The organism is bacterium, assembly GCA_035549195.1.
Classification (GTDB): Bacteria; Oederibacteriota; Muellerivitia; order Muellerivitales; family Muellerivitaceae; genus DASZRK01.
Genome location: DASZRK010000027.1, coordinates 1 through 10,280, shown reverse-complemented (window position 1 = coordinate 10,280; position 10,280 = coordinate 1). Strand labels below are relative to the sequence as shown.

Sequence of the window (10,280 nt, the reverse complement as noted above, 5' to 3'; positions counted from 1 at the left end):
CGGACGGGGCATGGGGTTCCGGGACAGTAACCAGGACGTTCTCAGCGTCCTCCACACGGTCCCCGGTAAGGTCAAGAAACTCATTACCGACCTAGCCAAGAACATGTTCAAGGATGGGACCGCCTATCATCAATTCTTCCGGTTGACCGGGGAAGGGGATGGGAAGGGCTATTCGGACGATCCGCTTTGGATCATCCTTTCCACCAGCGCCTACGTCAAAGAAACCGGGGATGTATCCTTCCTGAAACAGAAGGTGGCCTGGGCGGATGGCGGATCGGCCACGATGTACGAACATCTCCGCGCTCCATTGGATTACACGTATAAGAACGTCGGCGCCCACAAGATCCCTTGCATGGGATTCGCCGACTGGAACGATACACTCCATATTAATGGCCCCAAACCCGGGGAAAGCGTCTGGGTGGCCGAGTTCCTGGTCAAATGCGCCCGTGACTTCGCCGAACTCGCTGATTTCCTCGGAAAAAAGGCGGATGCGAAAAAGTACCGGAAAATGGCGGACGACATGTCGGCCCGTACGAACAAGGTTTGTTGGGACGGGGAATGGTATGCCATGGCCTTCGATGGCTGGGGGACCATGTTGGGTTCCAAAAAACAAAAGGACGGGAAGATCTACCTGAACACACAAACTTGGGCCGTCATTTCGGGGGTCTCCGGTCAGGAGCGCGGTGAATCCTGCATGGATGGGGTCAAGGAATACCTCGATTCCCAATATGGGGTCGCCCTCATGTTCCCGGGATTCAAACATTTCAGTCCCCGATTGGGCGGGGTGAGCACCTTCCCGCCGGGCCTGAAAGAGAACGGCGGCATCTTTTCCCACGCGAATCCCTGGGCCGTCATCGCGGAGACCATGTTGGGCCGTGAAAAGACCGCCATGAAGTACTACAAGCAGCTGCTGCCGCCCGTTAAGGATCGCATCCAGGATGTCCACCGGGCCGAGCCCTATGTCTATGCCCAGGCCATCGCCTCCCAGGAACACCGGGATTTCGGTTTTGCACGGAATTCATGGCTGACCGGGGCCGCCAGCTGGAATTTCGTGGCAGGGACCCAATATATCCTGGGTATCCGGCCCACCTACTCCGGATTGATGATCGACCCCTGCATCCCCAAGGACTGGGGCCGTTTCTCGGTGACCCGCAAATTCCGTGGGTCCACCTACCGGATCGTGGTAAAAAATCCACGGCATGTCAGCAAGGGTGTATCATCTATTACCATCGACGGAAAGAAGATCGCAGGGAACACCATACCTCCCCAACGCTCGAAAAAAATCGTGGAGGTTGAGGTGGTCCTCGGCTGACAGGGGTCGGTTGACAGGCCCTGAGCCCTAGGTTATAAGAACCTCCCGGCCGCGACGGCCGTGGGTAAGGAGCCTCGCTTGGTCGGGATCATGACGCTCAAAGTCGCCGCGAAAAGCAATCCCTCCACCGTGGCCGGTGCCATCGCCAACAATGTCCGCGACGGTAAGAGCGTGGAGATCGTGGCCATGGGACCGGAAAGCATCAACAACACGGTCAAGGCCATCGCCATCGCCCGCGGGTTCCTCAAGGGCGACGGTCTCGATGCCCACTTCAAGCCCGAGTTCATCCACCTGACCATCGACGGCGAGAAGAAGAGCGCGATCAAGTTCTTCCTAAGCGTGGAGAAAAGCGCCTAATCAACCAGCCGGCCGGACTTTCGACCCTAGCGCGCCCAGCACGCTGGGGTTTGCTTTTTCAGGTTCTTTTTCCCGGGCGAATAGCTCAGTTGGTTAGAGCACCTGCTTTACACGCAGGGGGTCACAGGTTCGAGTCCTGTTTCGCCCACCATTCGTTCCGCCCTTGGGCGATGCTTCTTGTTTTTTTAGGCGTTTTCATTAGAATTACACCCCTCGGTTTTGGACCGAGGTTTTTTTCGGAAATGGGGGCGTAGCTCAGCTGGGAGAGCACTTCCATGGCATGGAAGGGGTCGTGGGTTCGATCCCCATCGCCTCCACCATTTTCGATCCCCGACAGCCGTTCTTTTTTCCCTTCGACGTCCCCCGCTAGGTAGGTAGCCATCATGAAGACCCGCCAGGAATTGGAAAGCCAAGAAGAACGATCCCTTTCCTCTTACGCCCAACGATCCTCCCAGAGCCGTGGCCGTCAATACCCCGAACCCGAGCATCCTTACCGCACCGCCTATCAGCGGGACCGGGATCGGGTCATCCATTGTTCCGCCTTCCGCCGCCTCCAATACAAGACCCAGGTCTTCGTCAATCATGAGGGGGATTATTACCGCACCCGCATCACCCATACCCTGGAAGTGGCCCAGATCGCCCGTTCCATCGCCAGGAGCTTGGGGCTCAACCAGGACCTGACCGAGGCCGTGGCATTGGCCCATGACCTGGGACACACGCCCTTTGGCCACTCGGGGGAAAAGGTGTTGAACGCGATCATGAAGGATGACGGAGGGTTCGAGCATAACGCCCAGAGCTACCGCATCGTGACCCATTTGGAGGACCGTTATCCCGATTTCCGGGGGCTGAACCTCACCTATGAGGTCCTGGAAGGCGTGGATAAACACCGGACCCGCTATGACCGGCCGGGCGGCGACGGGGAACAATACACCCTGGAGGCCCAGATCGTGGACCTTTCAGACGAGATCGCCTATACCTCCCATGACATCGACGACGGCCTGACCTCCGGGCTCCTGGATCCCGACGGTTTGTCCCAGGTTTCTTTGTGGAAAAGGAACACGGAAAAGGTCAAAGGCCGGCATCCCGATCTGGCCAAGGACAAGGTCAAATACCAGACGGTCCGCCTGATCATCGATGAATTGGTCACGAACCTCCTGGAAGAGACGCAGAAAAGGCTCGAGAAATTCTCCATCAAGACCGTGGAGGAGGTGCGCCGGGCCCCCGAGGAAATGGCGGCTTTTTCCAACGAGTGCCGCAAGGACTTCCTCGACATGAAGGCCTATCTCTTCCACAACATGTACCGGCACCAAAAAGTGACCCGCGTGGAGGCCAAAGCTTCCAAGGTCATCCAGGAACTGTTCAAGCTTTACGAGAACGACCCCAGCATCTTGCCCGCCAACACCCGGGAAAAGATCAAAGCGAAAGCGGATCCCCTTCGGAGGGTCATCAGCGACTATATCGCCGGAATGACCGACCGCTACGCCATCGAGGAACATGAGAAGCTCACCGACCCCTCCGTGCGGGCCTAGGGGCCTGGAAAGGCCCTCCTGGGGGCCGGTTGACAGCCTTTTTCCCTGTCCTATAAGATGAAACCCATCGAAGTCCCCTGCGGCTAAAGGCTCCATTTAGCGGCAGGGGACTTTTTATTTTTTCAGGAAAGGTGGGCCATGGAAACCTTCCAGATCATCCAAAGCGGCGACGACCATCTCCTGCCGGTCTACAACCGGCAAAAGATCGTCCTCATGCGCGGGGAAGGTTCCCACGTCTATGATTCGGAGCGGATGGCCTACCTGGATTTCTTCTCCGGGATCGCCGTCAACGGCCTGGGACAGGCCTATCCGGAGATCGTCAATGCCATCATCGAGGAGGCCAAGAAGCTCGGCCACGTCTCGAACTACTATTACAACGTTCCGAACGTCACCCTGGCCAAGCTCTTGTGCGACATCTCTTTCGCCCAAAAGGTCTTTTTCTGCAATTCGGGGGCGGAAGCGGTCGAAGCGGCCTTGAAACTGGCCCGGAAGTACTTCCGCAAGCAGAAGCAGAACAAATACGAGGTCATCAGCTTCCACCGGTCCTTTCATGGGCGCACCTTCGGGGCCATTTCGGCGACGGGCCAAGTGAAATACCAGGAGGGACTGGAACCCCTCTTGCCCGGTTTCGTCTTCGCCAATTTCAACAACATCGATAGCGTGAAGAACCTCATTCACGACAACACCGCGGCCGTTCTGGTGGAGGTCATCCAATGCGAGGGAGGCATCGTTCCGGCGGACCTCCAATTCCTGCAGGACCTGCGGGCCTTGACCCGGGAGAAAGGCATCCTGCTGATCCTGGACGAGGTCCAAACGGGTCTGGGCCGCACGGGAAAGATGTGGGCTTACGAACATTATGGGATCGAACCGGACATGATGACCTCGGCCAAGGCCCTCGGGGCTGGTCTGCCCATGGGCGCCCTCCTGGTGACCAACCAGGCGGCCCAAGGCTTCCAGGCCGGTGACCACGCTTCCACCTTCGGTGGGAATCCGATCGTGAGCGCCGCGGCCGTGGCCAATATCGAGACCATCCTTTCCAAGGACCTGATCCAGAACGCCGCCAAGATGGGGGAGGTCCTTCACCAAAAACTATCCGGCCTGATCACCGAGTTCCCCCAGCTTTTCACCGAGGTCCGGGGCAAGGGCCTCATCCAAGGAATCCAAATGACCCGCAAGGCGGGTTCCTTGGTGGGTCATTGCGCCCAACAAGGGCTTTTGGTCGGGTCCGCCCACGAAGATGTCCTGCGGTTCCTGCCGCCTCTCATCATCAAGACCCAGGAGATCGACCAGGCCATCGAGAAGCTCCATCGGGCGATCCAAGCCGAACTCCAAGGAAATTGAGGACGCCATGGCATCCAGGCATTTCCTGACATTGACCGACCATTCCCCCAAGGAGATCCAGGGCCTTTTGGCCTTGGCGGGACGCATCAAGAAATCTCCCGCGCGCTTTTCCACCGCCCTGAAGGGCCAATGCCTGGCCATGATCTTCGAGAAGAACTCCACCCGAACCCGTGTCTCCTTCGAGGTCGGCATGGCCCAATTGGGCGGTCACGCCCTTTTCTTGGGGAAACAGGACATCCAGATGGGGAAGAGCGAGACCGTTCCGGACACGGCCCGGGTCCTCTCCCGCTTCGTCCAAGGCATCATGATCCGCACCTTTTCCCAAGCGACCGTCGAGGAACTGGCCGAACACGCCACCGTCCCCGTCATAAATGGCTTGAGCGACAGCCATCATCCCTGCCAGGCCTTGGCGGACCTTTTGACCATCCAAGAACACTATGGAAAGCTCCGTGGGCTCCAAGGGGTCTATGTAGGCGACGGCAACAACGTGGCCCATAGCCTCATGGAAGCTTGCGCCAAGGTCGGTATGCACTTGCGGCTTGTCTGTCCCCCGGGTTACCGGCCCGATGCGAAGGTCCTGGCCCAGGTCCAAAAGGAAGGCAAAACCACGGGTTCCAAGTTCGAGACCACCGAGAAGGTCGCCGGTTCGGTCCGGGGCGCCGATTGGGTCTATACCGATGTTTGGACCAGCATGGGTCAGGAAGCCGAGAACCAAATGCGGCTCAAGGCCTTCCAAGGCTACCAAGTGAACGAACGATTGATGGGAGAAGCCCCCAAGGCCATCTTCCTGCATTGCCTTCCGGCCCACCGTGGGGAAGAGGTTTCGGCGGGGGTCCTGGAAGGTCCGCGGTCCCGGGTCTGGGACCAGGCCGAGAACCGTATGCACGCCCAAAAGGCGCTGTTGGTCACCTTGATGGGGAAAAAGGGGAAATAAGATGGGACAACATGTGAAAAAGGTCATCCTGGCCTATTCGGGAGGGTTGGATACCTCCGTCATCATCCCATGGCTCAAGGAGAACTACGGCTGCCAAGTGGTGGCCTTCATTTCCGACGTGGGTCAAGGCAAGGAAGTGGAGCCCGCCCGCGCCAAGGCCCTACGCACCGGGGCCATCAAGGCGGTCGTCAGGGACCAGCGCAAGGAATTCCTCGAACAATACTGTTTCCCGGCCCTCCGGGCCCAGGCCAAATACGAAGGGGTCTATCTCCTGGGCACGTCCCTGGCCCGGCCGGTCATCGCCAAGGGGCTCGTGGAAACAGCCTTGAAAGAAGGGGCTGACGCCATCTGCCACGGCGCCACCGGCAAAGGGAATGACCAGGTCCGCTTCGAGTTGACGGTCATGGCCTTGGCCCCGCACCTCAAGATCATCGCGCCCTGGCGGGAGTGGGACATCCGGTCCCGGGAGGACGCCATCGACTACGCCGAGAGGCATGGGATCGAGGTCCCGGTCACCAAGAAACGTCCCTATTCCATGGATGGGAATCTCTGGCATCTGAGCCATGAAGGCGGCGAGTTGGAGGATCCTTGGAACGCCCCGACCTCCCATGTTTTCCTCACGACGCAGGACCCGGCCAAGGGCCCCCAAAGGCCGATGAACGTCATCGTGAACTTCAAACGGGGTCTTCCGGTGGGGCTGAACGGCAAAAAAATGGCCTCGGTGGCCCTGGTCGAGAAGTTGAACAAGCTGGGCGCCGCCTATGGCATCGGCCGGGTGGACATGGTCGAGAACCGCTTGGTCGGCATGAAGAGCCGGGGCGTCTATGAATGCCCTGGGGCCACCATCCTTTACGAAGCCCACCGGGCCCTGCAAGCCCTCACGGTGGAGCGTGAGACCCTTCATTATGGACAGGTCATGTCGGTCAAATACGCTGAGATGATCTATTACGGTCAGTGGTTCTCGCCCTTGCGTGACGCCATGGAAGCTTTTTTCGCCGAATCGCAGAAGAACGTGACCGGCGATGTGCGGGTCGAATTGAACCCGGGCCGGGCGGCCGCCACCGGGGCCCGCTCTCCCTACTCGCTCTATCAGGTGGACCTGGCCACCTTCGGGGCCGACCAGGTCTATGACCAAAAGGACGCGGAAGGCTTCATCCGCCTTTTCGGACTGCCCATGAAGGTGGTGGGTATGGTGAAACGGAACTCGAAAAAGGGCTGATCGGCCAGGAGGCCGGCGATGAAAAAGACATGGGGCGGAAGGTTCAAGAAGCCGACGGATCCTCGGGTGGAGTCATTCACCGAGTCGATCTCCTTCGATCATCGGTTGGCTGTTTTCGACATCGAAGGCAGCCAGGCCCACGTCAAGACATTGGTGCGGGCCAAGCTCCTGACCGTCCCCGAGGGGAACCGGCTCCTGAAAGGGCTGAAAACGGTCCTGAAGCGTTTGCGAACGGGCAAGATGTCCTTGAATGCATCCCACGAGGACATCCATACAGCGGTGGAGAGGGAATTGACCCGGATCGTCGGCCCCTTGGGCGGCAAGCTCCACACGGGACGTTCCCGGAACGACCAGGTCGCCACCGACTTCCGGCTTTATCTGCGGCAGGCCGTTCAGGAAACCCTCCAAAAAGGGACCGCCTTGATCGAGCGGCTCCTGATCCTCGGGGAACAGGAAAAAGAGACACTCCTTCCCGGTTACACCCATCTCCAACGGGCCATGCCGGTGACCCTGGGTCACCACCTTTGCGCTTATGCCTTCATGCTCTTGAGGGATATGGATCGCTTCGAAAAGACCTGGGAGCGGGGGAATGCCCTGCCCCTGGGGTCCGGCGCTTTGGCGGGAACGAACCATGCCTTCGACCGCCAATACACGGCCAAACTCCTGGGATTCAAAACGGCGCTCCCCAACAGCCTGGACGCGGTCTCGGACCGGGATGTTTACGTGGATTTCCTGGCCGCGGCGGCGGTGGCCCAAATGCACCTGTCCCGCCTGTCCGAGGACCTCATCCTTTGGGCCAGCACCGAATTCGGCTTCATTGAGATGGACGATGCCTTCGCGACCGGTTCCAGCCTCATGCCCCAGAAGAAGAACCCCGATGTGGCCGAACTGGTCCGGGGTAAGACCGGCCGGGTCTTCGGCGACCTGATGGGACTTCTCACGGTCCTCAAAGGCCTTCCGCTTTCCTATAACCGGGACCTGCAAGAGGACAAGCGTTTTGTCTTCGATGCGGCGGATACCCTTTGTGGTTCCATGGATACTTTGGAGGGATTCCTGGCCACCCTGCGTTTCGATCGGGAGAGGATGGCGGCCGCTGCGGACAATGACCTGACCCTCCTGGCGACCGACCTGGCCGACGTGCTGGTCAAACAGGGGGTGCCTTTCCGGGTTTCCCACGAGATCGTGGGCCGGGTGGTCCACCATTGTTTGGAAACGGGTAAAAGGCTCCAGGACCTTTCGGACGTTGAATTGGGCCGTTTTTCCGATCTTTTCCCCAAGGGCACGGCCATGCATCTTTCCGTACATCACTCGGTCCGTGCGAAGGAAGCGGTCGGCGGGACCTCGCCCAAGAACGTGGCTTCCCAGGTGCGGCAAGCCGCCAGGGAACTTTCCAGGTTCAAGAGGATCATTTCAAGATTGTGAGGGAACATGAGCGGCTTTAATTTCAGGAACAACCGCTGGTACTCCGATTCGGTCGCTCTGGACAAGATCGCCGATAAGGTCGGCACGCCTTGTTACGTCTATAGTCTTCCCGCATTCGAAGAGAAGTACCGGGAAGTGGACCATGCCTATCGGTCGATCCCCCATTTGGTGGCCTATTCCATCAAGACCAATGACAATCTTTCGGTCATCCATGCCCTTGGGAAATTGGGATCGGGGACCGACGTGGTTTCGGGCGGTGAACTTTACAAGGCCCGGAAAGCGGGCATTCCGGCGGACAAGATCATCTACGCGGGGGTCGCGAAGACCGACGACGAGATCGCCTTCGCGTTGAAGGAGAATATCCGCTATTTCAACGTCGAATCCATCCCGGAGATCTCCGCCATCAATGCGGTGGCGAAAAAACTGCGGAAGATCGCGCCCATCGCCGTCCGATTCAATCCGAACATCGACGCCTTGACGCACCACTTCATCTCGACAGGTAAAAAAGAGAACAAATTCGGTGTTTTCCTCGGCGACCTGGACGAGGTCATGCGGACGGTCCGGGGATCGACCTCGGTCCGCTGGACCGGCGTCCACGCCCACATCGGGAGCCAAATGACACAAACGGGTTCCTTGGGCCGATCGGCCCGGGTCGTGGAGCAGATCGTCCTGAAGTTGCGTCACGAGGGGTTCCCCATCTATGACGTGAACCTGGGCGGCGGATACGGCATCGACTACAACGGTGAAAAGCCTCCCAAGGCCTCCCAATATGCATCCGTGGTCCTTCCGGTCATCAAGCGATTGAACGCCGGCTTGATCCTCGAGTTGGGGCGTTTCATCTCCGGTAACTCGGGTGTTCTCTTGACCCGGGTCGTTTTCGTGAAAAAAAGCGGGAAAAAGACCTTTTATATCGTGGATGCGGGGATGGGGGACCTGATCCGGCCCGCCCTCTACGACGCCTATCACCGGATCGCGCCGGTCCAAGGACCGCAAAAACCGGTCCAACGCGTCGATGTGGTGGGGCCGATCTGTGAATCGGCCGACTTTTTCGCCAAGGGACGGATGCTTCCCAAAGCCAAGAGGGGGGACCTGTTGGTCCTTTTCTCCTGTGGAGCTTACGCCAGTGTGATGGGAAGCACCTATAATTCCCGGCCGCTAGCCCCCGAGGTCGTGACCCGGGGCGTCCGATTCCAGGTCGCCCGCCGGAGGCAGTCGGTTCAGGACCTGGTCCGGCTGGAGCGCATCCTTCCCTGAACGCCGTCGCCCTTGCGACGGCGGGTAAAATTCCCTAATATAAAAACCCAACGCAAACCCCCATTTGGGGGTTTTGTCATTTAGGGCGAAAGGTCGGCCAAAAAATGTTCCGTGGTGCTTATACCGCGCTGGTGACCCCCTTCAAGGGCGGGCAGGTGGACTATACCGCCCTGGAAGCCTTGATCGAGGAGCAGATCGCGGGCGGCATCGACGGGTTGGTCCCGAGCGGGACCACCGGCGAATCCCCGACCCTGACCGAGAAGGAACACGCCGAGGTCATCGCCTTCACCGTGAAGACGGTCCGCAAGAGGGTCCCGGTCATCGCCGGGACGGGCTCCAATTCCACCGCCGAAGCCGTCCATTTGACCCAACACGCCAAGGAGGTCGGCGCCGACGCCGCGCTCTTGGTCTGTCCTTACTACAACAAGCCCAGCCAGCGGGGCCTGATCGCCCATTTCCGGTCCATCGCCGACGCGGTGAGCCTGCCCCAGGTCCTTTACAACATCCCGGGCCGTTCGGTCGTCAACATGGCGCCCGAGACCATCGCCGAATTGTCCAAGCATCCCCACATCGTGGGGATCAAGGAAGCCTCGGGAAGCCTGGAGCAGATGATCCGGGTCCGGGCGCTTTGCCGCCCCGACTTCGACCTGATCTCCGGCGATGACACCCTGACCCTGCCCATCCTTTCGGTCGGTGGCGTCGGGGTCATTTCCGTGACCTCCCATCTTTTGCCCGGGGAGACCTCCCGCCTGGTGCATGCCTACCTGGAAGGGAAGACCGACGAAGCCCAGGCCCTTTTCACCAAATACGGCGAATTGGTGAAGACCATCATGGGGGCCGATGTGAACCCGGTCGGCATCAAGACGGCCTTGGCCCTTCGCGGTCAATTGGCCGAGGAATTCCGCCTGCCCC

Annotated in this window: 9 protein-coding genes and 2 tRNA genes; all 11 read left to right on the top strand. The window is 59.3% G+C overall.

What is annotated here, in order from left to right; all coding sequences use genetic code 11:
- Window positions 1-1,312, top strand: a 1,312-nt coding sequence (locus VHE12_07100; protein HVZ80553.1) for a glycosyl transferase, incomplete at its 5' end; no start/stop codon positions are given.
- 78 nt (window positions 1,313-1,390) lie between these two features.
- Entirely contained in the window at window positions 1,391-1,669 is a 279-nt protein-coding gene (locus tag VHE12_07095; GenBank protein HVZ80552.1) for a stage V sporulation protein S, read from the top strand.
- A gap of 74 nt (window positions 1,670-1,743) precedes the next feature.
- Window positions 1,744-1,820: transfer RNA gene (locus VHE12_07090), tRNA-Val, on the top strand.
- A gap of 93 nt (window positions 1,821-1,913) precedes the next feature.
- A tRNA-Ala gene (locus VHE12_07085) sits at window positions 1,914-1,989 on the top strand.
- Between the two features lie 63 nt (window positions 1,990-2,052).
- Complete coding sequence (locus VHE12_07080) at window positions 2,053-3,198, top strand: deoxyguanosinetriphosphate triphosphohydrolase (protein HVZ80551.1); 1,146 nt, start codon at window positions 2,053-2,055, stop codon at window positions 3,196-3,198.
- A 138-nt stretch (window positions 3,199-3,336) separates the two neighbouring features.
- Window positions 3,337-4,539, top strand: coding sequence for an aspartate aminotransferase family protein (locus tag VHE12_07075; GenBank protein HVZ80550.1), 1,203 nt, complete (start codon window positions 3,337-3,339; stop codon window positions 4,537-4,539).
- Between the two features lie 7 nt (window positions 4,540-4,546).
- The gene (gene argF, locus VHE12_07070; protein ID HVZ80549.1) at window positions 4,547-5,473 is read left to right on the top strand and encodes an ornithine carbamoyltransferase; all 927 of its coding nucleotides are present in this window, start codon (window positions 4,547-4,549) and stop codon (window positions 5,471-5,473) included.
- Window position 5,474: 1 nt separating this feature from the next.
- Complete coding sequence (locus VHE12_07065) at window positions 5,475-6,692, top strand: argininosuccinate synthase (GenBank protein HVZ80548.1); 1,218 nt, start codon at window positions 5,475-5,477, stop codon at window positions 6,690-6,692.
- An 18-nt stretch (window positions 6,693-6,710) separates the two neighbouring features.
- The gene (argH, locus tag VHE12_07060) at window positions 6,711-8,114 is read left to right on the top strand and encodes an argininosuccinate lyase (GenBank protein HVZ80547.1); all 1,404 of its coding nucleotides are present in this window, start codon (window positions 6,711-6,713) and stop codon (window positions 8,112-8,114) included.
- Between the two features lie 6 nt (window positions 8,115-8,120).
- Window positions 8,121-9,368: a diaminopimelate decarboxylase gene (gene lysA, locus VHE12_07055; protein ID HVZ80546.1), complete on the top strand. Its 1,248-nt coding sequence runs from the start codon at window positions 8,121-8,123 to the stop codon at window positions 9,366-9,368.
- A gap of 104 nt (window positions 9,369-9,472) precedes the next feature.
- The coding region (gene dapA, locus VHE12_07050; protein ID HVZ80545.1) for a 4-hydroxy-tetrahydrodipicolinate synthase at window positions 9,473-10,280 on the top strand (808 nt) is incomplete at its 3' end.

What these genes read in the sequence shown, in the direction of transcription:
- VHE12_07080 (HVZ80551.1), top strand. Translation starts at nt 2,053, where the DNA reads ATGAAGACCCGCCAGGAATTGGAAAGCCAAGAAGAACGATCCCTTTCC.
- VHE12_07075 (HVZ80550.1), top strand. Translation starts at nt 3,337, where the DNA reads ATGGAAACCTTCCAGATCATCCAAAGCGGCGACGACCATCTCCTGCCG.
- argF (HVZ80549.1), top strand. Translation starts at nt 4,547, where the DNA reads ATGGCATCCAGGCATTTCCTGACATTGACCGACCATTCCCCCAAGGAG.
- VHE12_07065 (HVZ80548.1), top strand. Translation starts at nt 5,475, where the DNA reads ATGGGACAACATGTGAAAAAGGTCATCCTGGCCTATTCGGGAGGGTTG.
- argH (HVZ80547.1), top strand. Translation starts at nt 6,711, where the DNA reads ATGAAAAAGACATGGGGCGGAAGGTTCAAGAAGCCGACGGATCCTCGG.
- lysA (HVZ80546.1), top strand. Translation starts at nt 8,121, where the DNA reads ATGAGCGGCTTTAATTTCAGGAACAACCGCTGGTACTCCGATTCGGTC.